General features: G+C 36.1%; 25 protein-coding genes. 9 read left to right on the forward strand and 16 right to left on the reverse strand.

Features of this window, described 5'->3' with window-relative positions; all coding sequences use genetic code 11:
* Nucleotides 1-16: 16 nt before the first annotated feature.
* Genes HU235_RS20335 through HU235_RS20345 form a run of 3 tightly spaced genes read left to right on the forward strand, consistent with a single transcriptional unit; the run spans nucleotide 17 to nucleotide 2,891 of the window.
* Entirely contained in the window at nucleotides 17-1,024 is a 1,008-nt protein-coding gene (locus tag HU235_RS20335; protein WP_174881417.1) for a FecCD family ABC transporter permease, read from the forward strand.
* Nucleotides 1,017-2,048 (forward strand): FecCD family ABC transporter permease, encoded by a 1,032-nt coding sequence (locus tag HU235_RS20340; protein ID WP_174881395.1) that lies wholly within the window; start codon nucleotides 1,017-1,019, stop codon nucleotides 2,046-2,048. The genes HU235_RS20335 and HU235_RS20340 overlap by 8 nt, the downstream gene beginning before the upstream one ends.
* A 48-nt stretch (nucleotides 2,049-2,096) precedes the next feature.
* A complete protein-coding gene (locus tag HU235_RS20345) occupies nucleotides 2,097-2,891 on the forward strand; it encodes an alpha/beta hydrolase (RefSeq protein WP_233452328.1) in 795 nt (264 codons plus the stop codon).
* Nucleotides 2,892-3,050: 159 nt separating this feature from the next.
* On the opposite strand, the gene HU235_RS20350 is transcribed toward HU235_RS20345, so the two are convergent.
* Together HU235_RS20350 and HU235_RS20355 are read right to left on the reverse strand one after the other, a co-directional pair.
* Nucleotides 3,051-3,596: a DUF1697 domain-containing protein gene (locus HU235_RS20350; RefSeq protein WP_174881396.1), complete on the reverse strand. Its 546-nt coding sequence runs from the start codon at nucleotides 3,594-3,596 to the stop codon at nucleotides 3,051-3,053.
* Nucleotides 3,597-3,717: 121 nt separating this feature from the next.
* Nucleotides 3,718-5,187, reverse strand: a complete 1,470-nt coding sequence (locus tag HU235_RS20355) for an alpha/beta hydrolase family protein (RefSeq protein WP_174881397.1) — start codon at nucleotides 5,185-5,187, stop codon at nucleotides 3,718-3,720.
* 450 nt (nucleotides 5,188-5,637) lie between these two features.
* On the opposite strand from HU235_RS20355, the gene HU235_RS20360 reads away from it, so the two are divergent.
* Together HU235_RS20360 and HU235_RS20365 are read left to right on the forward strand one after the other, a co-directional pair.
* Nucleotides 5,638-6,777: a YibE/F family protein gene (locus HU235_RS20360; RefSeq protein WP_370877264.1), complete on the forward strand. Its 1,140-nt coding sequence runs from the start codon at nucleotides 5,638-5,640 to the stop codon at nucleotides 6,775-6,777.
* Nucleotides 6,774-7,550, forward strand: a complete 777-nt coding sequence (locus tag HU235_RS20365; RefSeq protein WP_145581685.1) for a YibE/F family protein — start codon at nucleotides 6,774-6,776, stop codon at nucleotides 7,548-7,550. The genes HU235_RS20360 and HU235_RS20365 overlap by 4 nt, the downstream gene beginning before the upstream one ends.
* 114 nt (nucleotides 7,551-7,664) lie before the next feature.
* Here the strand turns inward: HU235_RS20365 and HU235_RS20370 are convergent, their stop codons facing one another.
* Nucleotides 7,665-9,608: a GTP-binding protein gene (locus tag HU235_RS20370; protein ID WP_174881398.1), complete on the reverse strand. Its 1,944-nt coding sequence runs from the start codon at nucleotides 9,606-9,608 to the stop codon at nucleotides 7,665-7,667.
* A gap of 159 nt (nucleotides 9,609-9,767) precedes the next feature.
* Here HU235_RS20370 and HU235_RS20375 point away from each other — a divergent pair, with 159 nt between their 5' ends.
* A complete protein-coding gene (locus HU235_RS20375; protein ID WP_174881399.1) occupies nucleotides 9,768-10,661 on the forward strand; it encodes a 3-hydroxyacyl-CoA dehydrogenase in 894 nt (297 codons plus the stop codon).
* A gap of 84 nt (nucleotides 10,662-10,745) precedes the next feature.
* Here HU235_RS20375 and HU235_RS20380 read toward each other — a convergent pair whose 3' ends face one another.
* The 3 genes from HU235_RS20380 to HU235_RS20390 all read right to left on the reverse strand — a co-directional run bounded on the left by HU235_RS20380 (nucleotide 10,746) and on the right by HU235_RS20390 (nucleotide 13,937).
* The gene (locus tag HU235_RS20380) at nucleotides 10,746-12,161 is read right to left on the reverse strand and encodes a DUF4179 domain-containing protein (protein WP_174881400.1); all 1,416 of its coding nucleotides are present in this window, start codon (nucleotides 12,159-12,161) and stop codon (nucleotides 10,746-10,748) included.
* Nucleotides 12,154-12,684 (reverse strand): sigma-70 family RNA polymerase sigma factor, encoded by a 531-nt coding sequence (locus HU235_RS20385; RefSeq protein ID WP_174881401.1) that lies wholly within the window; start codon nucleotides 12,682-12,684, stop codon nucleotides 12,154-12,156. Before HU235_RS20385 ends, HU235_RS20380 begins: the two co-directional genes overlap by 8 nt.
* A 146-nt stretch (nucleotides 12,685-12,830) precedes the next feature.
* On the reverse strand, nucleotides 12,831-13,937 hold the full coding sequence (locus tag HU235_RS20390) for an SGNH/GDSL hydrolase family protein (RefSeq protein ID WP_174881420.1): 1,107 nt from the start codon (nucleotides 13,935-13,937) through the stop codon (nucleotides 12,831-12,833).
* Nucleotides 13,938-14,118: 181 nt separating this feature from the next.
* On the opposite strand from HU235_RS20390, the gene HU235_RS20395 reads away from it, so the two are divergent.
* Together HU235_RS20395 and HU235_RS20400 are read left to right on the forward strand one after the other, a co-directional pair.
* Complete coding sequence (locus tag HU235_RS20395; RefSeq protein WP_145581680.1) at nucleotides 14,119-14,808, forward strand: ABC transporter permease; 690 nt, start codon at nucleotides 14,119-14,121, stop codon at nucleotides 14,806-14,808.
* Complete coding sequence (locus tag HU235_RS20400; RefSeq protein ID WP_174881402.1) at nucleotides 14,808-15,734, forward strand: ABC transporter ATP-binding protein; 927 nt, start codon at nucleotides 14,808-14,810, stop codon at nucleotides 15,732-15,734. The genes HU235_RS20395 and HU235_RS20400 overlap by 1 nt, the downstream gene beginning before the upstream one ends.
* Before the next feature lie 189 nt (nucleotides 15,735-15,923).
* Here HU235_RS20400 and HU235_RS20405 read toward each other — a convergent pair whose 3' ends face one another.
* The 8 genes from HU235_RS20405 to HU235_RS20440 form a co-directional block, all read right to left on the reverse strand.
* Nucleotides 15,924-16,826 (reverse strand): sensor domain-containing diguanylate cyclase, encoded by a 903-nt coding sequence (locus tag HU235_RS20405; protein ID WP_174881403.1) that lies wholly within the window; start codon nucleotides 16,824-16,826, stop codon nucleotides 15,924-15,926.
* A 262-nt stretch (nucleotides 16,827-17,088) separates the two neighbouring features.
* Nucleotides 17,089-17,244, reverse strand: coding sequence for a hypothetical protein (locus HU235_RS20410; RefSeq protein WP_170944277.1), 156 nt, complete (start codon nucleotides 17,242-17,244; stop codon nucleotides 17,089-17,091).
* 471 nt (nucleotides 17,245-17,715) lie between these two features.
* Entirely contained in the window at nucleotides 17,716-18,567 is an 852-nt protein-coding gene (ant(6), locus tag HU235_RS20415; RefSeq protein WP_174881404.1) for an aminoglycoside 6-adenylyltransferase, read from the reverse strand.
* Nucleotides 18,568-18,715: 148 nt separating this feature from the next.
* The gene (locus HU235_RS20420; RefSeq protein WP_174881405.1) at nucleotides 18,716-19,462 is read right to left on the reverse strand and encodes a tyrosine-protein phosphatase; all 747 of its coding nucleotides are present in this window, start codon (nucleotides 19,460-19,462) and stop codon (nucleotides 18,716-18,718) included.
* Between the two features lie 21 nt (nucleotides 19,463-19,483).
* Nucleotides 19,484-20,278, reverse strand: a complete 795-nt coding sequence (locus tag HU235_RS20425; RefSeq protein WP_095299344.1) for a PhnE/PtxC family ABC transporter permease — start codon at nucleotides 20,276-20,278, stop codon at nucleotides 19,484-19,486.
* A gap of 24 nt (nucleotides 20,279-20,302) precedes the next feature.
* A complete protein-coding gene (gene phnE / locus HU235_RS20430; RefSeq protein ID WP_174881406.1) occupies nucleotides 20,303-21,100 on the reverse strand; it encodes a phosphonate ABC transporter, permease protein PhnE in 798 nt (265 codons plus the stop codon).
* Nucleotides 21,093-21,905 (reverse strand): phosphonate ABC transporter ATP-binding protein, encoded by an 813-nt coding sequence (gene phnC / locus HU235_RS20435; RefSeq protein WP_174881407.1) that lies wholly within the window; start codon nucleotides 21,903-21,905, stop codon nucleotides 21,093-21,095. The genes phnE and phnC overlap by 8 nt, the downstream gene beginning before the upstream one ends.
* Nucleotides 21,905-22,840: a phosphate/phosphite/phosphonate ABC transporter substrate-binding protein gene (locus HU235_RS20440; RefSeq protein ID WP_174881408.1), complete on the reverse strand. Its 936-nt coding sequence runs from the start codon at nucleotides 22,838-22,840 to the stop codon at nucleotides 21,905-21,907. Before HU235_RS20440 ends, phnC begins: the two co-directional genes overlap by 1 nt.
* Nucleotides 22,841-23,288: 448 nt before the next feature.
* Here HU235_RS20440 and HU235_RS20445 point away from each other — a divergent pair, with 448 nt between their 5' ends.
* A complete protein-coding gene (locus tag HU235_RS20445; RefSeq protein WP_174881409.1) occupies nucleotides 23,289-23,936 on the forward strand; it encodes a GntR family transcriptional regulator in 648 nt (215 codons plus the stop codon).
* A gap of 233 nt (nucleotides 23,937-24,169) precedes the next feature.
* Here the strand turns inward: HU235_RS20445 and HU235_RS20450 are convergent, their stop codons facing one another.
* Entirely contained in the window at nucleotides 24,170-24,904 is a 735-nt protein-coding gene (locus HU235_RS20450; RefSeq protein ID WP_174881410.1) for a hypothetical protein, read from the reverse strand.
* Complete coding sequence (locus HU235_RS20455) at nucleotides 24,867-25,415, reverse strand: RNA polymerase sigma factor (RefSeq protein WP_174881411.1); 549 nt, start codon at nucleotides 25,413-25,415, stop codon at nucleotides 24,867-24,869. The genes HU235_RS20450 and HU235_RS20455 overlap by 38 nt, the downstream gene beginning before the upstream one ends.
* Nucleotides 25,416-25,518: the final 103 nt, after the last annotated feature.

A 25,518-nucleotide genomic window follows, 5' to 3' on the forward strand; every position in this document is an offset into this window, starting at 1 on the left:
GGTGTGAAGAATGGTCATGACGAAAAACAATTGGCTTGCAACGATGATTCTCGTCATTTCTCCATTATTCATTGTTTTAGCGATTATCGTTTCTATCTCATATGGTGCAAAGGATATTTCTCCTTTCACTATTTGGGAGGCGCTAACACAATTCAATGGAAATAATGTCGATCATACTATCATTACAACAGCCCGATTACCTCGTGTAATCGCCGCATTATTAGTAGGGGCATTTTTAGCGGTTTCCGGTGCAGTCATGCAAGGAATGACGCGAAATTACCTTGCCTCACCTTCAATTATGGGAGTAAATGACGGATCAGCCTTTGTTATTACGTTGGCAACTGTCTTTATCCCAGGGCTTTCAAATGTACAGATGATTTTATTATCAATGGTTGGCTCTGCTATAGGTGCTGGCTTAGTTTTTGGCTTTGGCTCCCTTGTAAAAAACGGGCTCTCACCTGTCCGCCTCGCCATTATTGGAACGGTAATTGGGACCTTTTTAAGCAGCATTGCTCAAGCAATCGCTATGTATTTCCAAGTTTCCCAAACGATTAGTGTTTGGTATAATGCAAAGCTTCAAACAGTAAACCCAGATTTATTGCTCGTATCAATTCCTTTTGGGATAGTCGGTCTTCTTCTCGCTTTACTCATAGCAAAATCAGTTACGATCGCTTCTTTAGGAGAAGATGTTGCTCTCGGGTTAGGCTTGCGAACAAAATGGGTGAAAGCGATTAGCATTCTCTCTGTCATTTGTCTGACCGGAACAGCTGTTGCATTAGTTGGGAAAATTGCCTTTGTCGGACTTGTCATCCCTCATATTACCCGCTTTATTGTTGGCGTTGATTATCGTTTAATCATCCCGTGCTCAGCTGTGATTGGCGCGGTTTTCCTAGCGTTTTGCGACATATTTAGCCGATTCATTAATTATCCTTTTGAAACCCCAGTCGGTGTTGTAACTGCGATGATTGGCATTCCCTTCTTTCTTTATTTAATAAAGACAAAAGGAGGAGGACGCCATGGGTAAGCAAGCACTAGGTAGATTTATCATTACAATGCTCGTTTTTTTAGGATTAACCTTTATCGCCTTTTATTTTCATTTAACAAATGGCGCTTTTGATATGTCTGTTGCCGACGTTATCAAAACAATCCTTCACATTGATGCAAATGAACATCACCAATTAGTTATTTTTGAATTTCGCTTACCGCGAATTATCATTGCTGCAATAGTTGGAATAGGGTTAGGGATTGCCGGAACTGTCATTCAAGGAATCACGCGAAATGGCTTAGCCGATCCTGGAATATTAGGTATTAATGCCGGCGCTAGCGCTTCAATTGTTTTGTTTATGTTTTTCTTTCAATTCGCTTATACAAACATGAGTGAAAACAATTGGACATCGATCTTGATGATGCCTCTTTTTGGCTTTGTTGGCGGTTGCCTTGCCGCACTAATCATCTTTCTTTTTGCCATGCGTCGAGGCGTTCTAGATATGCAAAGGCTCATTCTTACAGGAATAGCCATTAGCAGCGGCTTTAGTGCTGTTACTCTTTATCTATCATTAAAAATGAATGAAAAGGATTACGAAATGGCTGCTGTTTGGATATCTGGAAGCATCTATCAGGCGAATTGGACCTTTATCATTGCCATTCTCCCTTGGATTATCCTATTAGGATCAATCATTATAAGAAAAAGCTATTTACTCAATTACTTTCAATTAGAAGAAACAAGTGTAAGAAGCTTAGGAATTTCGGTAAATAAAGAAAGGGCGATCCTCTTACTATGCAGCATTGGCATTGTAAGTGCATGTGTCTCTGTATCAGGTGGAATCGGATTTATCGGTTTAATCGCCCCACATATTGCGAGAAGATTAGTCGGAATTGATCATCGCTTCATTGTCCCAGCAAGTGCGATAATTGGGATGTTCTTGCTCATTGTCTCAGACTTTTTTGCGAAAACATTATTTGAACCATCAGAGCTCCCTGTAGGAATTGTTATTTCAATTGTCGGCATCCCGTACTTTTTATATTTATTAGCTAAGGCAAAGGCCTAAAATTTTCGGCTATCTATAGGAGGATAGTCTAAAAGAGGTGATATTTCTTTGAAAACTAACGTTCAGTTAGCTCAAACAGAAGCATGGGAAATCTACTCGCAAATCATGGACTACACATATGAGATAAAGGTTTATCTTCCAGATGAGGAGCCGCCTGAAAAGGGATTTCCGGTTTATTACCTGTTGGACGGAAATGATTATTTTCAATTCGGACGTGACATTGTTAAGCTACAATCTCGAAACACACAAAAAACAGCGATTTCTCCTGCCATCGTCATTGGTATTGGACATAAGCATCTTGAGGAAAGAGTAAAAATGCGTTTTTATGATTTTACACCCCCTGCACCACAATATGTTTATCCTGATCGGATAAAGGAAAAGAACTTAAATTTAGGAAAACACGGTGGAGCAGAAAAGTTTCTCACCTTTTTAGAAAGTGAATTACTGCCAATCATTTCGAAAACCTATCACATCAATCGTGAAAAACAAGCATTATTTGGTCATTCACTAGGTGGCTTATTCGTACTTTGGACGCTATTTACTCGACCAGAGCTTTTTCAAGTCTATTTGGCCTCAAGCCCTTCAACATGGTGGAATGATTACGAAATCAGAAAGTACGCGGGGAAGTTCTGTGAAAAGAAAATCAACGTTGATCGTAAACTATTTGTGTCAGTTGGCAGCGAGGAAATGTTTATGGTGGAAGATGCGAAACAAATTGTTTCAAGCTTAAATGATTATAACATCGAAAAATTACATAAAAGCATCTATGTGGCACCGGATGAAAATCATGCATCTGTCGTGCCAACAATTATGAGTCGGGCCTTTCGCTTTGCCGCCTTTTGATAAAGCAATTTAATGAGAAAAGAGGGTGACTCAAAAGGGTCTGACCGCCTTGTAAATTGAGTTTGAGGGGTCTGAACCTTTGGTTTTGAGCGACCCTCTTTTTTTAAAAAGCTTTATGTAGATACAATGGATGTGATAATGAAATGCTCATCAGGAAAACTAACTGTTTTGAGCCTGCATTAGTTCGTAAATTTTACGAGCAGTGTTGACATTTCTCACCGTAACTTGTTTGTATATCTTTGTACCAATGATTTTTGACTTTCCGCTTTTGGTTACATTTTGCTTATCGACTGACCAAAGGATTGCACCTGGGACATATTTGACTGTGTCAATATTCGGTTTAATGACAAGATTCTCAAGAACAGATTCATCATCGATTTCATCCCATAAAAACATGACATCACTTGACATGTCTTTGTCATTTTTCCATGTGTCAGGAATAACGCTAATTATTCCCCCGACATCATCTATACTGCGAACTACTACTTTAATTTGCAATCCGAAATCACGCTCGATTGCCTCTTCCAACATGCTAGGTAGTTCCGTTTTTGATAAGACTTTGTTTGAAAAAATAATATTACCTGTATTGATGTATGTTACAACATCTTTCATCCCGGCTTGTTCAAACGTTTGTTTAAGCAGCTTCATGTCAATTTTATTTTTTCCACCAACATTAATCCCCCGAAGCAAAGCAACATAAACCATACCCATCCACCTTTCAACTTTTTACATATAAATCCATTATATTATTAGCGATGATACTTGTCATACTAAACCTTTGGCTCTTATCTCTTCATTTTATTCTAGTAATTAACGGATCAAAAAATCATTCCTCTATAGAATGGAAGCGAACCTCGGGATAGTTAGCGTTTTGCTTATATATTAACCTTCCATCTATCCCTTGCAAATGGATAGAAAAGAAATCGACTACATATTTGTTTAAAATTTCAGTACCTCGTTTTCCATCGATTGAGCCTGTATAGCCAATTAAGCTTAATAGATTAGAAAAAAGCTGGAAGTCTGTAAAATTATAATGCTTCGTTCCTTTAATAGAGATCATTACCCCTCGTGAAGCGAGAGATTGATTAATTACTTCAAATTCTTTTCGCTTATAATTCATTAATTCATTCCATTCTTCCTCTGTCATATTACTTGTATTTGTCACTTGATTCTTTTCAATTTCTTCCTTCTGAACGATAAATTCTTCAGGCTGAATGAACATAAATGGTTTTGTTGAACTAGGTATACTATCCATGTTATACAGCGTACCATCCATATTGATCCCTGCCTTTATTCGTTCATTTGTAGCTACCGCATTGAAAGCTGTTGCTCCTCCAAACGAATGCCCCATCATGCCAATATTGTTTAAGTCTAGCTTTCCTTCAAATTTACTTCGAATTGCTCCGTTATTTATTTTCTCTAGATTATCAAGAACAAATTGTAAATCCGCCATCCAAACCTCTCCGTATTTCTTGCTAGTGCCAAAAAAGTCGGTTAGCGCATCCTTTGCTTTAAATCCAGTGACTGTTCCATCAGGAAAAGCAGTTGCTGCTGTAAAATACGGATGATCAATTGCGATCGCAATAAAGCCGTTACTGGCAAGATTCTCAGCCTGAGTTGTATGCAATACCCTACTCGTACCACCACCATGACTAATAAGAACAACCGGAAGCGATGTCTTTGTATCTATTAAACGTGCATCCTCATAAGCATTGCTTTTTATATATTTCCAATAGTCGAGCATAAATGAAGGAACCCCTAATGATTCTGCAAAAGCCTTTTTATACTTTTGTAAAATTTCTTTATCCTGAGGAATCAGATATTGCCTTTTTCTCTTATTAACATTTTCTGCTGGATACCAAACCTGTACGATAAGCTCTCTCTTTCCATCCTCGCTTTCACTAAATGGATCCACTCTTTTTTCATCAATAAAATGAAATGTCTGTGTACCTACTTTATATGGTCCCTGAACCTCTGGCAGGTTAAACACTGGAAAAGATAAAGATAAAAAAATGGAGACCGCTATGAGCAGTACTGCAAAGAAATGGCAGCAAACCCTTATAAACCTCACCTTTATTTTTAATCGAAGGAACGAAATAATCATTAGCAGGAAGGTGAGAAAATAAAGAAACACCATTTGCCAACGATAGCCTTCAAAGATGAGCTGACAAACGAATATTCCAAGGCTAAAGCATATTGTCGCTATCCTTATGTTACGGCTAATCTTCATACGAAACCAAACATTTACTAACAAGCTTATACATGATAAAACTAGTAGCAATTCTAATATTCTCATCTTTTCATTCTCCTTATAGGAATTCTCCATTTACTTTGATATCAATCATAATGTCCCGAGTTTAAAAACGACTCCTAAGTTTGGTTAAAATTCGGTTAAATAGCTAAAAAGGCAATAGATAAAGTGGTAACCTCCACCATCTATTGCCTTGCTTTTTTGTAGATTTTAAAGTTTGCCATTGTAAAGCCCAGACTACTACTCTCCTTCGCTAAGAAGATAAGCGACAACTGCATAACTTCACGTATTGCTCACAACCCACTCTGCTAAAAAGCTCAATCTCATTAATTACATTCTATTAAAATTCATCAATTGTCTACATTTCTGTTACATAGCTACCTTGACGGTTAAAGGATATTCTTGTTATTCTAAGTCATTGTTATTAGTTAATCTAGTTAACAATTCACATCCTTGATCTTCCTAATAAAATCGGTTTTACGTGGAGGTTATCTTTTGAAAATATTCACAAATTATATAAAAGGAATGTCCTATAAGCGTGTTGCTTTTTATATTCTTTTAGGTCTTTGTTTCGTTATTTCCGTATATTTTGTACACCACAACTATTCTTTTTATGACCGGACAATTGCGGAGGTCATCAAAACAAATATTGAAAAATCATCAGAAATACGAGATGAACATCAAAATCATGACAAGCTTTATACTCAGCATATCGTTGCGAAAATAAAAAATGGAGAAGATAAAGGAAAGTTCATTCATTTAACGAATGAATTCACATCATCTGGAGCCTATGATCAGGAATACGTTGTCGGGAATGAGCTATTTGTTTCAATCGATAAAAAAGCTGACGGAACGAAGGATTTAACTGGAACAATAAAAGATGTTAAACGAGATAAATATGTTTTAACGGTAGGATGGATTTTTATCTTCATTTTACTTTTCGTAGCAAAAAAGCAAGGGTTATTTTCGATCATTAGCTTAGTTGTTAATGCGATTTTGTTATCGTATGCTTTAGACATTTACTTAAATACATCACATATTAGCCTGCTTTTCATTTGCAGTATAAGTGCGATTTTGTTTACAGTCATCTCTTTACTACTCGTTAGTGGTTTTAAAGAAAAAACCTATGCAGCTATTATTGCTACATTGCTAGGAACCTTCATTACGATGATCATCACCTATTTTGTGATGAAAATCACGATGGGAAACGGCCTTCGCTATGAAGAAATGCAATTTTTAACTCGTCCACCTCAAGTAGTATTTATAGCCGGAGTATTAGTTGGTTCATTGGGAGCAGTGATGGATGTTGCGATTACGATGTCATCTTCCTTATTTGAGCTATATGAAAAAAATAACGATATACCAGTTAAAGCGTTGAAAGCCTCAGGAAGAGATATTGGAAAAGATGTGATGGGAATCATGACGAATATTCTATTTTTCGCCTATATAAGCGGATCTATTCCAATGCTTATCCTTTATTTTAAAAATTCCTCATCATTGTCGTTTACTCTATCGATGAACCTTTCTTTAGAAATAGCACGGGCCCTTGCAGGGGGAATCGGTATTGTCTTAACGATTCCAATCGCTTTATATACGACTATTTTTTTCATTAATCGAAAGAGGGAAAGAGTATGAATGTACTAGTTATCCTAACAGCTATTTTATTTATATCGATGATTTGTATCGGTGGTAAAGAAGGAGCTCGGTCTTTTGTTGCAGTTTTCATAAATTTTGCGGTGCTTTTTTTAACGATCCTTTTCATGGCGGATCCAAATGTTGATCCAATATTGTTAACGATAATCGCATGTATTATCATTAGCTGCACCAATTTATTTTACATTAATCAAGTGAACAAAAAAACAACGATCGCTTTCCTATCTACCATAATTACGACTTCTATTTTAATCCTCATGATTGTGATTATAACTGAGAAAGCAATGATTCAAGGCTTCGGGGAAGAGGAGGCTGGTGAGCTGGACGCATTCTCCCTGTACATTGGAGTTGATTTTGTTAAAATAGGTGCTTCTATGATTATTATGAGTACAATTGGTGCGATTACCGATGTTGCCATTTCGATTACTTCTCCTATGCGTGAAATTGTACTTCATAATCCTGAGATTAGTAGGAAGGCATTATTTAAATCTGGAATCAGTATTGGCAAAGATATTTTAGGCTCTACGACAAATACATTATTTTTTGCTTTCTTCGGCGGCTATTTAGGTTTACTAATATGGTTCAAGGATTTATCTTATTCATTTGGAGATATTGTTAATTCAAAAGTATTTAGTGCCGAAATGATAACGATCCTTTTTGGTGGAATTGGTGTAGCGTTAGTTATTCCGATTACATCATGTATCACAGCATATTTTATCTTAAATACAAGAAATACTAAAAAGTTGATGAAATAATTCTAACGGAGCTGACCGAATCATCCTAAAGTCAGCTCCGTTTTCTATAGCTTATGAGGAATAAATACGAGGAGCTCTTTTTCGTTCCCTTTAAAGGATGACCGAAAACACGCTTTACAAGCAATGCATCATCGCTTCGGCCTCATCCCATTTGACAGTAAAGCCCTGCCCCTTCGCACAAAAAATCGAGGACGATGTATACTCTGGATCCGCATTCTTATCATAGCCAATTCGTTCGATAACCTCTTCTTCATTATGGCAACGATGATAGCCTCCAAACGTTAAACTTATCCTCCCTTTTCCATGTGTAAAGGAAGCAAGAACTGTACTATAGTCCATAAACGTAGCAACAGGAGCAAATCCGGTAATTATTGCTTTATCTCCTTCCGTTTCCGGTGCTTCAAACCGTCCATTTGCAGCCTGAATGTCCGATAACACCCTACCCATTTGGTCTAAATCTACCTTTATCTTAAACTTGTAAAATGGTTCGAGCAAAATATTGCTTGCTTTTTCCAAGCCTTGTCTTAACGCGCGATATGTTGCCTCGCGGAAATCGCCGCCGTGTGTATGCTTATTATGGTCTCTGCCTGTTAGCAATGTGACCTTTATATCCGTTACCTGTGAACCTGTAAGCAAACCGTGATGCTCCCGTTCTAATACATGCTGACCAACTAGGTTTTGCAAGCCAACCGATAAGTTATCCGTATGGCATGTGCTTTCAAAAACAATGCCACTATTCCGTTCCCCAGGCGTTAATTTCAGATGCACCTCAGCATAGTGTCGCAATGGCTCAAAATGTCCGTATCCAACTACTTCATTTTCAATCGTTTCCTTATAAAGAATCTCTGGCTGTTCAAAATGAATTTTTAACGAAAAACGTTCCAACACCATTTGTTCTAGTACCTCTAATTGGATCGTGCCCATTACATGTAGCTGAATTTCCTGAAGCCGCTCCACCCAAGTAACATTTAAGGAAGGGTCCTCCGCTTCAAGAATGCGAAAATACCTTAAAGCCTCTTTTGCGTTTACTCCAGGCTCAAAAACAACCTTCGATTTTAAGGCTGGAACCATTTCATACATGGAGGCTTCCTTTAGAACACCGACCCCATCTCCAACTACAGCATTCGAAAGACCTACCACAGCAATGAGCTCACCTGCAGTTGCTTGATTCACTTGCTGAAATTGCTTGCCATTATATTTGCGAATTTGTGTAACCTTTTCGATATCTCCATTACCATATACTAAATCATCTCTAACCTTCAACGTTCCACATAATGCTTTTATATACGTTACTCTTGTACCGGCTTCATCATAGCGAATTTTATAGACACGGCCACCAAACGGCTCACTTGTCGAATAATTTGTGACAGTTAATAAGTGAAACTTCTCTAGAAATTCCTTTACACCAATATCTTGTAATGCCGACCCCCTTGAGCATGGATAAATTTTCGACGACTTTATCATTTCTTTCATTTTCAATAGCCATAGCTTAGAATCATAGCCATTTTCTATATAGTAAGAAAGCAGCTCTTCATCTCGCTCAGCGATAAATTCAATTAACTCTTCCGTCATTTTTTCATCTGAAAATCCTTCGGAAAGATCAATCATATTTTCTGTAAGCTGACTCCGAATTTCGTCCAAGACCATCTCGACATTTGCACCAGTACGATCTGTTTTATTTATAAAGAAAAAGGTCGGAATGTTATGTTTCTTTAATAGGTTCCAAACCGTTTCTGTATGTCCCTCGATTCCTTCTACTGCACTTACAATGACTATCGCAAAGTCCATCACCTGAATAGCCCGCTCCATTTCAGGGGAAAAGTCGACATGACCAGGAGTATCGATTAAATAGTATGTACAGTCCTCATATTGAAACATTCCTTGGTCAGCAAACACCGTAATGCCACGCTGTTTTTCGATTTCATGGCTGTCAAGATATGCATTTTGGTGGTCGACACGTCCGCGCGTTTTAATACTTTTCGTATGATAAAGCAGCTGCTCTGAAAACGTTGTCTTTCCTGCATCTACATGTGCTAATATCCCAATCGTTTTGTTCATTGTTCATCTATTGCTCCTATTCTGTAGCTTGTTACTTATCAGTCATTATACCAGACTAATAGCATATTACGCTTACAAGAGATAGTAATAATCACTCCTCATGTATTTAAGATGAATGTACATAATAAAGGAGACATTCAGTAAAAAAGGAGGATAAAAATGAATTATCAGCATATTACAGTTGCCGGAAGTGGTGTTTTAGGCAGTCAAATTGCCTTTCAAACTGCTTTTAAAGGATTTGTGGTATCAATTTATGACATTAATGATGATGCAATTGAACGTGCAAAGGAAAGAATCACAAAGCTTAAAAAACGTTATCAGGAGGATCTAGGAGCAACAGATGATGCAGTTAATGATGCTTTTAACCGAATTTCCTTTCATAGTGACCTAGCTAAAGCCGTTGCTAATGCTGACCTCGTTATTGAAGCTGTTCCTGAGGTTGTAAATATTAAAACCAATTTTTACAAACACCTTGCAGAAGTTGCACCTGATAAAACAATTTTCGTTACGAATTCCTCGACAATGCTACCTAGTCAATTTGCAGAAGCAACAGGCCGTCCTGAGAAATTCCTTGCTCTCCACTTCGCAAATGAAATTTGGAAAAACAATACAGCAGAAATTATGAAGCATCCTGGGACAGATATGGATGTTTTTCAAGACGTCATCGAATTTGCAAAAGCAATTGGCATGGTCGCTTTACCATTGCAAAAGGAGCAGCCAGGCTATATTTTAAATTCGCTATTAGTTCCATTTTTAGAGGCAGCCCAAATGCTATTAATAAATGAAGTAGCCGACCCTGAAACCATTGATAAAACATGGATGATCGCAACAGGCTCTCCTAAAGGTCCATTTGCCATTTTAGACGTAGTTGGAATTACTACTGCCTATAATATCGCTAACGGTAAAGCTCAGGCAGGCAAAAAAGAATTTGAAAAATTAGCTGCATACTTAAAAACGGAATATATTGATAAAGGAAAGCTAGGAACTGCATCTGGTGAAGGATTTTATACATATCCAAATCCAAGCTATATGAAGCCTGACTTTTTACAATAAAACAGAAAAGGGCATGGAGATGAGGAATCCCTCATCTTCATGCCCTCCTTCTTATTGTAACTTCATCAGGTTTGTTCATTTCATTTATCTTTGATTTAATTCAATAGTAAATGGTCTTAACTGCTTTGCTTCAATTAAGGATGTAAAATCTACTTGTACAACCGTGTTTTCCAACTTAAATTGTTTGATTTTTTCTTCACCATTAAGCTGAAATTCTGAGCGAAACCTTGCATTCTTTTTATCTATTATTTTAACCGTATTTCTTGACACACTGTGATTTTCAGGTGGAAATGGGTTATCCTTATCTATTTCATCTACGTACTCCTTGTCAACTAACGTAAACATATAACCTAAATTATGTGATACTAAATCAAGCTTATGTTTACTTAATGAGTATGGTAGCCCTAATAACTGATAATCTAACGTTAACTTATCACCAACATGCTTAACCTGATTAACCTTTAACATCAAGTCTGTTCTCTCGCTTTTTAAAGTAAAGGAATTAGTATTGAGTAAATGTTCAACTTTTGGATCTGCAATTGATAATTGTGGATAGAAGGTAAGTGCTGTAATATCTTTATCGATTTTTTTAGTCGTTCCTCGTAATGTTTTATGGTACTTTTCGTCTTGATACCCTTCAGATAAGATGGTTCCTCCTTCTATCCCCAATATCCGTCCTTTATTGTCTATTACTTTAACAAAGTCAATTGCATCCTCTTTATAGGTCGTAATCGTTTCATATACGAAAGAAGAAGATGCTTGGGCTATGCTTACCTCTTTTACACTGATCGCTGCCCCTTCTTCTTGGTATGTTATGGCATCTTCATCAAAGGAAATCAAATTAGATTTCTTTTGAGAAATAGGAATTGTAAAATTCCATTCACCTTTGATCCCATTAATCGAATGGATTGAAATTGGAACTGTTAGGTTTTCGCTAATCTCTTTATAAGGATATGCCATAATCCATTGAAAATCATATCCATCTTTATTAGGCTTTACATCTGTACTTTTCCCATCTAGCCATGGATCTTGATCACCCTGATTATTGTCAAAGTTGACATCAAAGCTTATTTCACCTGGCTCATTATGTCCTTTCTCTAGCTCACCTTTAACATGTCCAGTAATTGAAACCACATTCCCATCAAAATAAGCACTCGTCATTTTTACTGTTACACCATTTTTTGTTAACGCTTGGTTAAGCTCTGTTACCATGTTCTGATTGGCAAGATTGATTCCTAAAGAATCCCCAAAATCGACAAATAATTGACCAATGAAAGGAGTCTTTGCAAGAACTTTATTCATACTAGGATGGACAAAACCAGAAATGACTGTTCCTCCAATTAATAATGATGCTGCGACTGAACTAATAAGAAGCTTTCTATTATTTGATAATTTTTTTTGTTCATGCCCCCTTCTAAGACCTCTATCTATTGCTTCGAATACCTTATCTCTCGGAACTGGTATTTGCTCCATTGCATGTTTTATCTCTTTTTCACCCATAGCTTTCTTCCTCCTGTAAATACTTTTTTAACATTTCCTTGCCTCGACTTAGATTTGTCTTTACCGTACCTTCAGGAATCCCCATAAACTCACTAATCATTTTTATCGAATAATCATGATAGTAGAAAAGAATAATTGTCATTCGATAATTCTCTTTCAATTGTCTAACAGCATCTAAAATATGAATGGAATCATCATATTGAATAACTTGCTGTTGAAGTTGGTTTTGCACCTCTTCTGACATTTGTACAACATTCGTTCTTTTCTTTATTATCTTCGATGAACAACGGATAACAATTTTAGTAAACCAGGTAAGAAAATACTCGGGTTTCTTTAAAGTATGAATGGATATGATTGCTTGATATGTCGCCTCTTGCACAGCATCTAGAGCATCTGCCTCATTATGCACATATAAAAAAGCCGTCCGATAAATTTGTTCATAATGCTCTTTGATTAACTTTTCAAAGGCATGTCGATTACCCTTAATCGCTTTTTTTACTAAACGCTGTTCTTTTTCTCTCATTACTTTTCCTCCCTTCTTCTTATTAGTGGATAAGATGGAAAGAAAAAGTTTCAATAAAGGATTAATTTTTTCATAAAAATAACCCGGAGTTCGAAACGACTGCCTTCTCAAACTCCGGGGATGATACAAATCGAGCTATGTAACAACTATTTTAATAACTCCTGCAAATACGCCGACAACTCAGCTGCTGCTTTTTCATGTGCTAGCTTGCCTGGATGACTTCTTGCACCTACTGTTTCGTCCGTCATATTTGGAAGCTGAAAAACTGAAACCATAAGGTCCCCTGTTGTCCTCTTATACGAATCAACAGCACGGTATATCGACGGCATCATCTCGTTACCTAACATGCCATAGGCCCAAACAATTTGTGCTTTTTTGTTATAGGCTCGTAGCTTAGTAAGAAACTTCTCTGCTGCTGCTTCAAACCGTTTTATGTCCTCTTCATTGAACGTACCATCTTCATTCAAACGTTGCTTATAAATCTTTCCTGTCGCTTCATCCTTCCATTCTGGTGAATAGAAGGCTCCGCAGTCATTTGTTCCTAGATTTACAACAACAATATCAGGCTGCCACGCATCGAAATCATGTTCCTGTAAAGCTCCTAATCTTTCATTTTTCTCTCCAGTAAGCAGACCACATACTTTTTCATAGTAGTCAGGTAGATTATAGTTAGGGTTGTTATCCCAGCTTGTTAAAACTCCCCATCCACTTTGAGAAATGACCCGATAATCTGCATTCAACGCATTCGCTGTTAAAGCCGTATAATTGTCGGTGGCACTAAACCACATGGAAATCCAGTCTTCTTCAGCCTTTGCTCCTATTGTTCCTTCACCAGAAGTAATGCTATCTCCGATAAATTCAATCTTATATTGTTTATCTTCAACAGGTAAAAATTGCCCATCAAATTTCACAGCATGTATTTGCAATGAAGAGCTTTCATCTCCGTTCATTGCTTGGACATCTCTTACAACGCGAACATTTTTTACAACGCTTTCATTCATTCCTCTAAATAAGCAAATCCAATATCTTCCCTTTGTTAGCATCTGTCTCCCAACAGGTGCCGAATTAATGATAATACTTATCCATGGCTCATATAAATCGTAATCTACCTCAACTTCCATCCAAAGCTCTGATCCTTTTGCATTTAATTCAAGTGCACTTCCTGTCCAAAACAATGTTAATGGTGAAAGTGAATTTGTTGTTCGACCATGGACCTTTAAATGTTCGATGTTCGCTAATGCATGTATCTTCATATTTTGCAACGTATTCCACTCCTAAAGTTATCTGTCTATTTACTATTTATTATAATGAATCGATTTGCAAGTTGTACATATTCCTTAAACGCGTTTCCTATTTATTAAGGTTCTGTTAATATCCCCTTCATGTAGTGATAATCCACCCCCTATATAATAGGAAATGGAAGGAGATGTTAACATGACAGCTATTTGTTTACGAGAATTCAAGAGCCTTTTTAAAAGCGTTCGTTCTATTATCATTATTTTCATTTTGCTTGGCGGGACATTAGGTACAGCAAAGTTACTTAGCCAATTTAACTCAGAGTTAAAGGAGTTTGGTCTTGATAATGCCTATGTGGCGGGACTATTTTTTCTATTGTTAGTTCTCGGTCCATTATTTGTGACAAGCCTATCACATGATGTGATAAATAGAGAGACACATTCTCGAACAATAAGATTTTTAGTAACAAAGCTATCAAGAGATAAAATTGTCATTGCAAAGTTTTTGGGGATTTCCTTTTTCTGGTTTATCTGTATTTTCGTTTCATTACTATTGCTAATTCCTTTTTCTAAAACGTTTTACTTTTTTGATTTAATCGTAGCATTTTTATTCATTACCTATTTTATTGCCCTATCCTTACTTTTTTCGACTGTTATTAGCAAGCCTGGACTAAGTATGTTTATCGGTATTACACTATCAATCGCTTTTCCGATTCTCGGTTTTTGGGGGATGCTTTCTAAAGATTTAATTGTATTAAAAATCTTTAGTTACGTTACACCTTATTTTTACGTTGGACAGGAAGAAACCTTTTACGTATTTTTCATTCCAATATGGACGCTTTTATTTCTTATCACAAGTGTCATCATTAATAGAAGGAGGGATTTTTAATGTATGCGTTTGAAACAAATCAGCTAACAAAAACCTATGGATATCGTACAGTTGTCAATCATGTTGATTTAAAAGTTACCCAAGGGCATATATTTGGCTTCTTAGGGAAAAACGGTGCCGGTAAGTCGACCTTTATTAATATAGTAACAGGTATTATTAAGCCAACCTCTGGTAGCTTTAAAATTTTAGGAATAGAAGGTACAGATGATAAAGTGAAGAAAAAAATTGGTGTTCTACCAGACTATTCAACCTTTTATGATGATTTAACAGGGATTGAACATTTGCGGTATTTCGGAAAAATATTAGGAGTATCCCATTCCCAAGCAGACTTAATCAAGCTGTTAGAAGCAACTGAACTAGGAGATGCCATAAAAACAAAAACGAAAAAATACTCGTTCGGTATGAAGAAAAAACTAGGGATTGCTCAAGCTCTTATCAATAATCCTGATTTAGTCTTTCTTGATGAGCCAACCTCTGGTGTAGATGCAAACGCCGTTCTAACAATTCACTCCTTAATTAAAAGCGTAGCAGCAAGTGGAAAAACAATATTTTTAACATCCCATAACTTAGATGAAGTCGAAAAACTATGTGATGAAATTGCAATAATGGATAAAGGGATGATACAAGAGCAAGGAAGCATGGCTCAATTAAGAAAAAAATATCAATCACAAGTTACAGTAAAAGTGAAACATCATAAAATTCCGAGCGAACAGAAAACAGTTTTAAACGAAATCTTTAGCAAAATTGCAAGGGATATCGTATGGGAGACAGAATATACGACATTAGTAGCAGATGAAGAATCGATTATCCCAATTATTCATAGGGCATTTGCTAGATTAAACATTGATGTATATCGGATAGAAGTTGACGAGCCCTCTCTTGAAGAAATATTCCTTAATCTAAACACGAGCAACAAAAGCGCCTAGTAAGTTATCAAAACATGAGGTTCAGTAAGAATATATGGTGGTAAATCTTGTTGGGAAATACATTTACAGGTAGGCAAAATTGATTGAGATAAAAAGAAAGGTTCAAAACATACAAAGATCTAAAAATGGTTAAAACGAGAACAAAGTCAACTCTTGTAAAAGTTGACTTTGTTCTCGTTTTTTCGATCTTCATTCATAATACATATAAGAATTTTTCCCTCTTTGTTTCGAACGGTACATTGCAATATCCGCATGCTTTAATACTTTTTGCAATTCAGTTCCATCCTGAGGGAACTTAGCAATTCCTATGCTTACAGTTATATCAATTGGATATTTAAAGCTATCCCAGTTAGATAATGTTGTTAATATCTGCTTTGCAGCCACAGCTATTTTTTTGTTATCTAATAAGTTTGGAAATAAAATGACAAACTCATCTCCCCCTAATCGAAAAGGGATATTGAATTGTTTGATTTTGTTTAATCTTTGACCAATCTCCATCAGGACTGAATCCCCTACATCATGGCCATAGCTATCATTGACTTGTTTAAACCCATCAAGATCAAGCAGCATAAGCGTCCCCTTATCTGCAATATAGTCAAAGTTATCAAATAAGTAGCCACGATTATATAGGTTAGTCAATGTATCAAGATTAACTCGCTTTTCTAATTCAATAACATATGAGAAAAGCTTAGAAAACCTCTCTAAAATTTTGATATCCTTTTCGGTAAAGTTTGATATTTTGGAGTCTATTGCACATAATGTGCCGTACATTTCACCATTTTGATAGAATACTGGAACACCTAGATAGGAACGGATGTTTAGTTCAGAAGTTAAGGGTAATTTGCTTGTTATTGGATGAGTACGAGTGTCGTTAATAATAAGAGGTGTTTGACTACCAAAGAAAATTTGCTGACAATACGATTCTTTAATATCCATTGATTGAATATCCGATATTGCCACTTCAGAATTACCTAAATTTATCGATTGAATAATCGTAAAGGTTTCTTCAGTCGTTTTCCCCAAGAAAAGGATCTTTCCATCGATCGTTAAATTGATTAAATTTAATAAATCATATGCTGCTTTATATGCCATTCATTCAACCTCACCTTTACGTACATCGTTAGACAAATGCAACAATATATATTGTATCATTTTAGGAAGGGATGACAAAGATTTCTTATGTAGGAAAATAGGTATGTCTATTTTGTGAAGGGCCTAATAACATCATTTACTTATAGTGTAAATTCATTTCACGAGGATGTTGTCCACTATCTAATAAATATAGACTATCTAGAATAGTTGGCTTTTTTAGAAGTGGCACTTCCTTCAGCAACTTCAAACTTCATGTTACTACCTAAAAATCATTCCCCTTCCTCAGCAGATATAGATAATCAGTTGCTACAACAACTGGTGTATCTGTTTCATCTGGACCATTTTCATTATCAACAATACTTACCGCATTTTGTGGAGCCATGACAGTAGGGTATATACAACAATTCCACCTATACATGACGGACTCCTTCTAGCTAAGAAAACTTGCAGTTAAGAAAACTACTAAATTAGCTTTTTCCTTCCCCACTTATTATTCTCACCCCAATCTTTTCAATTTTTGGACTAATAGAAAATCGCCCGATCACTTTAAAAGGACTAATCCAAAATCCACACACTGAACGAAATATACCAAAAGCCCCTCTACAAAAACTCTACAAATATTTCTTTTTTCACATCTTTTCCTAAATTTTTCTCCAATACAACAACTTAAAGTATGATATTTTTTCAATAATAATAGTCGGAAAGTATTGTTTTCTCTAAAAAAGGAAAATCATTTATTTTTAAAGAAGTATGAATACAGGTCATAATTTCAAGACTATAAGAGGATGGATGCTGCTTCTATAAACAACATCCTCTTATAGTAGAAAAATCTTAATTCGTTATTATTTGTTCAAAAAGGGATGAAGGTGGATGAATCATTATTACACCTCTAATACGATTGATAAATCTCTCGAGTATACTTTGTAATTGCTTCATCATAATGAGGATAAGTATATCCAAGCTCTCCTGCTACAAATTTAGCGTATTTTCTAAATAACTCATAGCATGTAAATAATGCTTGCCACGTACTTTTATAGGAATTAACAGAATATGTTGAAAGCAATGTCTCCCAATCTTCTTTACATAAATATTGATTAATAAATTTATAGTTTTTGCCTAAACTAAATGAATATCCCTGCTCCAGGCCAATTTTCCAAGACATCATTCTTAATAAATTGGGCCTAGCAATTTCATTTAAATGATCGATGGCAAAAAGAATTTCCTGTCTTGCTAATCCCTTTACTACATAGGTTGAAACCATCCAAAATTCATTGCAGCAATCATCAAACTCCCTCGCTGTCGGCTCTTTTATCCAATATTTTTCGTCATTAGCATGGATTTCGCTTTTGATTATTTCATCTTTATCAAGAAGAACTTCAACTAACCCATCGCTGATCGAAAAATAATTCTCAACCTCATCTATCGGAATTAAGGTTAAATCTAGCTTATTTCCATCCTCGAACAAAATTATATAGGAAAACCAATTGCCTAATTCAGGAGGGAAAAGCTCCATATCCTCAGGCTTTTGCATCATCATTCTTTTCCCAAAACAATCCAACCATTGATCATTTTCTTTAAAGGCATTCATATCTGTTACAAAAAAGGAAATATCATAATCTTGGAAGGAATCACGAGGTATGTTTTTATTCGTCCGTGACCCTTCCAACGTAACTAAGCGAATTCGCTCGTTACTTTTTGCAAATTCAACAAATAAACTCATCATTTCTCGTTCACTTCTCATTGTACTAGTCCTCCCTTTATCATCTGTAACCATCAATTAGCTCCTACTTCTTTATGATTAAGTGTAATCTAAACAGAAAGACTAGAGAATGACAAAATAAAAAAAGAAGCACTAATTCACTAGCACTTCTTCTCAAGTCTTTAAAGCATTAATTGGATTTCACAGTTTCACTTAGTCCTAGTAACCGACCCTTGACACGATCGATTACTTCCTGATTTACACCTTTTGCGATTAAATAATTGTCAAATGTTTGATACGTATTTTGAATATACTCATATGCCTTTAAAATGTAGTCTCGGTCAGAATACAAAAGCTCGATTGGAAATTTCCGATTCACGCTTCCCATCTCGTGAAACGATTCCAAGTTTGTATATGTAACTTCATAATTCGAGATAATATCCTTTTTCTCCACTCCTGCTAATCCTAGCAGTAGCATTGCCAAGACCCCTGTGCGATCTTTTCCAGCCATGCAATGAAAGACGATGCAGCCTTCTTCAGCCTGACCGATGACTTCAAAAATCCTTTTCACTGACTCACATTGCTCTAATAATTCAATGTAAAAATCCCCCATAAATATCGTTTCTGTCGAAAAAGTAATATCCGATACATTCTTAGTTAAAAATGGAATATTATAATAAGCACAAAAGCTCTCTTCTTTAAGCGGATTTTTATGAGTTTGTATCTCATCCTCTCCACGCAAATCAATGACGGTTTTCACACCGTACTCCTTTAAAAATTCGGTGTCATCTTTAGTAAGCTTGCTCATATCCGCCGATCTTAAAAAAGCGTGCCACATTGTTTGTTCACCATGCTTCGTATTATAGCCACCTAATTCCCGACAGTTTTCAATGCTATCTAGTGGCAAACGAACCCAATTTAATTTTGCATTTTTCATTAACGAACGTCCTCCTAAGGATCAAATGTTCCCAAATTTTATTTTGTTTTTAATTTTCGTAGCCATAAGCTCAATCATAAACATCAGCAAACAAATCATAATGATAATTGTCGTTGTTTGCCCGTAATTATACGTACTAATAGACTGTGTCAATAAAAGACCAATCCCTCCGACACCAATAATTCCTAAACCAATTGACTCTTCAACATTGCCCTCAAACCGAACTGTAATCCAGGAGACAAAAGAAGTTATACAAAGCGGAAGCAATCCATGAAAGATAATACTTAACCAGGAGGCCCCCGTTGACCTCATCGCTTCAATAATCTCACTGCCAACCTCTTCTATACTCCCTGTAAAGCTTTTAAAAAGATAACCTACAGCCGGGAGCAGCATCGCAATAAAGCCCGACGTATAACCAAATCCTAAGCTTGCAATCACCATTAATCCCCAGACAAGGGAAGGAACAGCACGGATTATCGCAAAAAAACCTTTAATAAAAATCGCTAAATACCGATTTGGTGTAATCGTAGATGCAGCTAAAAAACTTAACAGCATCGCCACAAAAACAGCGACAACTAATGTTAAAAAAGCCAATGCTAAACTTGTCACAATACTTAAAAGTGCATCTGGAATAACCGACAAATCAATGGCCATCATATTGCTTAAAACACCAGGAACATTCTCTAGCCGTTCAAAAAATTTAGTCATATCTAAGTTAATTAAGCTTATAGCTGTAAAAAACACAGCTCCTAAAATAAAAACAAGTAATATCGCTTTAATGACACTTCCTTTTGAAGTGACTCGAATATGATTCATTTTGATTCAATCCCTTACAATAAGTTAAATGAAACGTTTACGAATCGAATTAGTTATAAATTCTGTTAGCAGGATAATGCTGACAACGACAGCAATAATCGTTAATGCTTCACCATATTTAAATAGGTTAATGTTTGTATCGATTAAAACACCTATTCCTCCTGCACCGACTAATCCTAAAACAACGGAGGCACGGACATTAATTTCAAACGAAAATAACGTCCAATTTATCCATGCAGGAACAAACTGTGGAATCACTCCATGGAACAAGATTTGAAAATAAGAAGCCCCATTGGCACGTAACGCTTCAAGCTTATCCCCGGAAATTTCGTCAATTGATTCGGCATAGCTCTTACTTAAAAACCCGATCGTGACAAGTATTAATGCCAAAACACCAACAATCCCACCAAGACCGAAAATATAAACGAGTAAGGATCCCCAAATAATAAAAGGAATATTTCGCAAAACCGATACAAAACCACGGGTCAACACCCGTAACGTTTTAAACTTATTCGTATTTTCAGAAATCAAGATGCCAAAAATAAACGCTAATATCGTAGAAAAATAGGTTGCGATAATCGCATAGCCAAGTGTATCAATTACGGATGGAATATATTGCTTTAAATTGTCCGAATTCGCTGGAAGAAATTTCTCAAAGAAAAACATCACAAATTGAGGCAGTCCCATAAGCATTTCTAAAACTGAGATTTCCAGATAAATAACGGAAAATAGTAGAGCTGCCATAATGATAAGCACAATCGCAACGGTTTTTTTATAATCCTTTTGTTCAATTGGGATCTTATACACACTCTTTTTATTCATTGTTTTGCCCCACAGCCAATGACACCGGATGATTTCCAGCTTGGAGTGTCATTTGTGATTCTTTTCCTTCGTAAATGTTCCGAACCATCTCATCTGTTAATTGGGAAGGTGCTCCATCAAAGACAACCTTTCCTTGTTTAATCCCAATAATTCTAGTTGCATACTTTTTTGCGTAGTCCACTTGATGAAGATTCACGATACACGTTAATTTCTTTTCAATCGAAATAGTATGAAGCTGCTGCATAACAATATTGGCTGATATTGGATCTAGCGAAGCAATTGGTTCATCAGCAAGTAGCAGCTTTGGTCTCTGTAAGATTGCTCGACAAATTCCGACCCGCTGCATTTGTCCACCAGATAGCTCATCAGCTCTTTTATAAATTTGGTCCTCAAGGCCAACCTTTTTTAGCAGTTCAACTGCTTCCTTCTTATCTTCATATGGATAGAGCCCAAGTAAGCTCTTGTATAATGGAATATTACTTAATTGGCCATGGAGAACATTTTTTATTACATTTGTTCTGCCAACTAAATTATAATGCTGAAAAATCATCCCTATTTGTGCTCGCTGTTTTCGCAATTTCCGCCCGCTCAGCTTCTCCATATGAAGTCCATCAAAAATCAATTCTCCCTCTGACGGATCCACAAGACGATTAATACAGCGGATAAAAGTGGACTTTCCAGCACCAGATGGTCCAATGACGACAATAAACTCACCTGGATAAAAATCTAATGAGATTCCATTCAAAGCACGAGTATCTTTCCCATACACTTTCACTAAATTTTTAATCGATAATAATGGTTTCATTATTCTTGCACTTCCTCTAAAGCATTAATGGCATCAAGCATTTCAATTGCTGGATCGTAATAATCCTGTTCAACTGCAACAAAGCGCGTCTTTGGATCCTCATGGATTGCTTCAAAGTACTCTTCGTTTTCAAATGAGATGAACGCATCCTTTAAAGACTCCTTGAAATCATCAGGTAAATCCCCACGAACAATATACGATGCATCAGGAATATCCGCTGTACGACCTATTTCCTTAATATCGCCTTCCTTAATATTTCCCGCTTCTATCATGCTATCGATGACACTAGCAGCAACTGCCGCTGCCTCAAAGTCACCCATCGCCACACCCATAAGACTATTAGGATGCGATTCTGAAAAGGTTACATTTTCGAAAAAGTAGTCTGATTGTTCGACTAAATCTGGATCAAGGTCAAATTCTTGAACTAATGTTCCTTTTGGATAAAGATAGCCTGAGGAAGATGCCGCATTTACAAACGCAAAGTTCGTCCCTTTTAAATCTTCCATACTGTTAATCTTTTCATTATCCCCTTGTGTAATAAAGGCCGTATAATAGTTATGTTTCTCTGATGATGTTTGAGGTGAAACGAGTAATTCTGCCCCCGCACGTTCTTTCGCTTGATAATAGCTCATTGGTGAAGCTAGCATTACATCTAAATTCCCGCTCGCCATCGCTTCAATTCCTACAGCATAGCTGCCTCCTTCTAGCTCATTTACTTTAATCCCTAATTCTTCTGAAAGATGTTCTCTAAGCTGAGTATGCAGAGAAGCCGCTTGTGGATTGTTTTCATTCGGCATTTGTACCAACGTAATTTCTTCTGGCCACCCTTTGTTTTCCGTATTAGCGGAAGCGGACGATGAGCTCCCTTCATTGCCACATGCCGCCAAAGTAGAAACTAGTCCAACTGTTAAAAAGAATTTTGATATTTTATTCATTGTTTTGTCAGTCTCCTTTTAAAATTTATCGAACATTCATGATTTGGTACTTGCTTCGATTAAGTTGGTTCCTATCATTCTATTAAGTATCGTCACATATATTTTCTTCTTCACTATCTTTACTAAAGGCTTCGTTCTCCTCCTTTTAGTGGTATTCAACTTGTATACAACTCTCAATGAACAATATACACACCGATTATTAAGTGGATATTTTCCTTGTGTAAAGATTTAGAAAATAATTGTAAATTGATAATCGGCCCATCTTATGTAATAACTAAAATTGGAATTTTTTATAAAAACATCTTGTATACAACTAAAATAATGATAAGATTTTAAAGTAATTGTTAAATAATTTTTGTGCTTTTTATAAGCTCCTATGGAGTTTTACTAATTAAGATTCTGTATATTTGAAGAAGAATTTATAAATTCATTGAAAGGAAATAAACGTATGCAATCGAAATCTTTGGCAGAAAAAGCATACCAGGAAATTCGTAAAAAAATTATAACCGGAAAACATCTACCAGGAGATGTGTTATCAGAGAACGGACTATCAAAGGAATTGGAAATGAGCAGAACACCGATAAGGGATGCTTTACTCCGTTTGGACTCAGAGGGTTTTATTGTTACATTAAAAAATCGAGGAATTCTTGTAAAGGAGCTTTCTTACAAGGAGCTATTTGAAATTAACGAACTGAATAACTGTATGAGTAGTTTTGCTATTGATTTAGTAAATGAGGGAAATTCCACATTTAATTTAGAAAAGCTTCAGCTACATCTGGAAAATCAACTAAACGCGGAAGAGCACGACAACTATTATGAATATGTTCAGCAAACGATTCTATTTGGTCGGACGATAATTGAAGCAACAAATAATCATGTAATGCTACAAACCTACGATTCTTTCCGTGACAAAACGTTGCGAATTGCTATGGTTAACTGGAAGCTAAGACCAAACGAAAAACATTATTCTGCAAACGAAATCAATTCAAAAATATATGAAGCAATCGTTGCAAAGAAATACGAGCATGCGAAAACAGTTATAAAGGAATATCACGCCTATAATTTAAAGCGATTTATCACAAGAGGAATCATATAGCCATAAATGAATTGGACCACGGTTTTTAACGAATACAAGGCCACTGAAAAAAGTCCATTTAAAATAAGAATGCGGTCCAAAAGCCTCCCCACTGCGTGCCTGTGGGGTCTTCTTTGGACCGCTATTCTAAACAAGGGGCAAACTATAGCATCAAAAATTCCCCTCTCACTTGTTCAGGTTTACAGCTGTATTTCACACCTACTTCTTTCTCATTTATCCCTTGTAGCAGTTTATTAATAGAATGTAATCAATTCAGCAAGCCGAATTAAATCATCACTACTTTGTCCACCTTCAATGTAATAAATACATTCATCACCAACAATAACCAATTGCTGTAATCCATCATCATTTGACTTAACAAGCATTGCCTGATGATTCGATATCATTAATTGTTGACCGGTATTAAAGTGCCTTCTCATTAACGCTTCATATGCTTCTCTAGCAGTTCCCTCATGATTAAGCTCCGAACGAATAGATAGCTTCGCACCTCCCATAAGCAAATAATTGACATTTACTAAAACATGTTGATTTTCCTTCCTCGCGATAATCTCAGGTTTCTCCTCTATAGTAGGAATCCTTAACGGCACGGTTGCTTCTCCAGACAAAATCACTGTTTCAACCCCATTTACCGATTTCGTCAGCTCCTGCTCCGCTCTAGTGAAAAAAACCACTTGATCCTCTGCATCAAATGAAGATAGATCACTCTGGTATGAACCGTGTGAGGTCGTGTGCTCTTTAAAATCGTCCTGCTTTATAAGAATAAATGCTATTCCTAATGCGACAGCACATGCACTTATTCGAACAAAGTAGCTAGACAAATCATATAGCTTTGATTTCCTATGTCGTTTTCTCATATCCCTTACAAGCTTAAATTTCAAATCCTCATTATTCGCTTTTTTCCATACAATATCTGCTTCTAACCTACATAAATCAATGTCTAGCATACTTCTCTCGAATTGTTCCTTCATGAACATACCCCTCCTTCGTTAACTGCTTTTCCAATGCTTGTATCGCTCTAAACAATGTTGACTTCACCTTGCTTGCTGACCACCCTAAAATTGCCGCTGTTTCTTCAATCGTGAATTCTTTTATTTTCCTTAAAATAATGACTTCCCTGTACGAATCCTTTAATCTCGCCAATGCTTCATAAAGCTCATACGAACTTTCTTTTATTTCGATCAATTCATCAGGTAATGGATGCTCATCCCTTTTTAATAAAAAGACCTCTTTAAAAAACATGAGCGGCTTTCGCTTCCTAATAAAATCTATTGTTACATTATGTGCAATACTAAATAGCCACGTTTTCACTTGTGAGTTCCCTTTAAACGAATCATAATGAACAAATGCCTTGATAAATGTCTCATGCCTTAAATCCTCTGCTGACTGATAATCTTGAATCATCATAAAAATATACTTAAAGATTGGTTCATTAAAATCCTCATACAATTTTAATATTTCTTCATCTCTATTATCTGACACTCATATCCCCCATTTAATAAAATTTCAATGTTTAGACGTCCATCTCTATTAAAAGTTTTACTTTTTTTGCAATTTCTTCACATAATAAAAAAAGACCCTTAAA

It is taken from the genome of Metabacillus niabensis (assembly GCF_902829255.1).
GTDB lineage: Bacteria > Bacillota > Bacilli > Bacillales > Bacillaceae > Metabacillus > Metabacillus niabensis.

Coding starts and splice junctions, on each gene's coding strand:
- HU235_RS20350 (WP_174881396.1), bottom strand. CDS start 3,596: ATGGTTTATGTTGCTTTGCTTCGGGGGATTAATGTTGGTGGAAAAAAT.
- HU235_RS20440 (WP_174881408.1), bottom strand. CDS start 22,840: ATGAATAAAATATCAAAATTCTTTTTAACAGTTGGACTAGTTTCTACT.
- HU235_RS20390 (WP_174881420.1), bottom strand. CDS start 13,937: ATGAAGATACATGCATTAGCGAACATCGAACATTTAAAGGTCCATGGT.
- HU235_RS20380 (WP_174881400.1), bottom strand. CDS start 12,161: ATGGGTGAAAAAGAGATAAAACATGCAATGGAGCAAATACCAGTTCCG.
- HU235_RS20335 (WP_174881417.1), top strand. CDS start 17: ATGACGAAAAACAATTGGCTTGCAACGATGATTCTCGTCATTTCTCCA.
- HU235_RS20375 (WP_174881399.1), top strand. CDS start 9,768: ATGAATTATCAGCATATTACAGTTGCCGGAAGTGGTGTTTTAGGCAGT.
- HU235_RS20405 (WP_174881403.1), bottom strand. CDS start 16,826: ATGGCATATAAAGCAGCATATGATTTATTAAATTTAATCAATTTAACG.
- HU235_RS20395 (WP_145581680.1), top strand. CDS start 14,119: ATGACAGCTATTTGTTTACGAGAATTCAAGAGCCTTTTTAAAAGCGTT.
- HU235_RS20365 (WP_145581685.1), top strand. CDS start 6,774: ATGAATGTACTAGTTATCCTAACAGCTATTTTATTTATATCGATGATT.
- HU235_RS20385 (WP_174881401.1), bottom strand. CDS start 12,684: ATGAGAGAAAAAGAACAGCGTTTAGTAAAAAAAGCGATTAAGGGTAAT.
- HU235_RS20370 (WP_174881398.1), bottom strand. CDS start 9,608: ATGAACAAAACGATTGGGATATTAGCACATGTAGATGCAGGAAAGACA.
- HU235_RS20425 (WP_095299344.1), bottom strand. CDS start 20,278: ATGAATCATATTCGAGTCACTTCAAAAGGAAGTGTCATTAAAGCGATA.
- HU235_RS20340 (WP_174881395.1), top strand. CDS start 1,017: ATGGGTAAGCAAGCACTAGGTAGATTTATCATTACAATGCTCGTTTTT.
- HU235_RS20400 (WP_174881402.1), top strand. CDS start 14,808: ATGTATGCGTTTGAAACAAATCAGCTAACAAAAACCTATGGATATCGT.
- HU235_RS20410 (WP_170944277.1), bottom strand. CDS start 17,244: ATGTATAGGTGGAATTGTTGTATATACCCTACTGTCATGGCTCCACAA.
- HU235_RS20355 (WP_174881397.1), bottom strand. CDS start 5,187: ATGAGAATATTAGAATTGCTACTAGTTTTATCATGTATAAGCTTGTTA.
- HU235_RS20445 (WP_174881409.1), top strand. CDS start 23,289: ATGCAATCGAAATCTTTGGCAGAAAAAGCATACCAGGAAATTCGTAAA.
- HU235_RS20450 (WP_174881410.1), bottom strand. CDS start 24,904: ATGAAGGAACAATTCGAGAGAAGTATGCTAGACATTGATTTATGTAGG.
- phnC (WP_174881407.1), bottom strand. CDS start 21,905: ATGAAACCATTATTATCGATTAAAAATTTAGTGAAAGTGTATGGGAAA.
- phnE (WP_174881406.1), bottom strand. CDS start 21,100: ATGAATAAAAAGAGTGTGTATAAGATCCCAATTGAACAAAAGGATTAT.
- HU235_RS20420 (WP_174881405.1), bottom strand. CDS start 19,462: ATGAAAAATGCAAAATTAAATTGGGTTCGTTTGCCACTAGATAGCATT.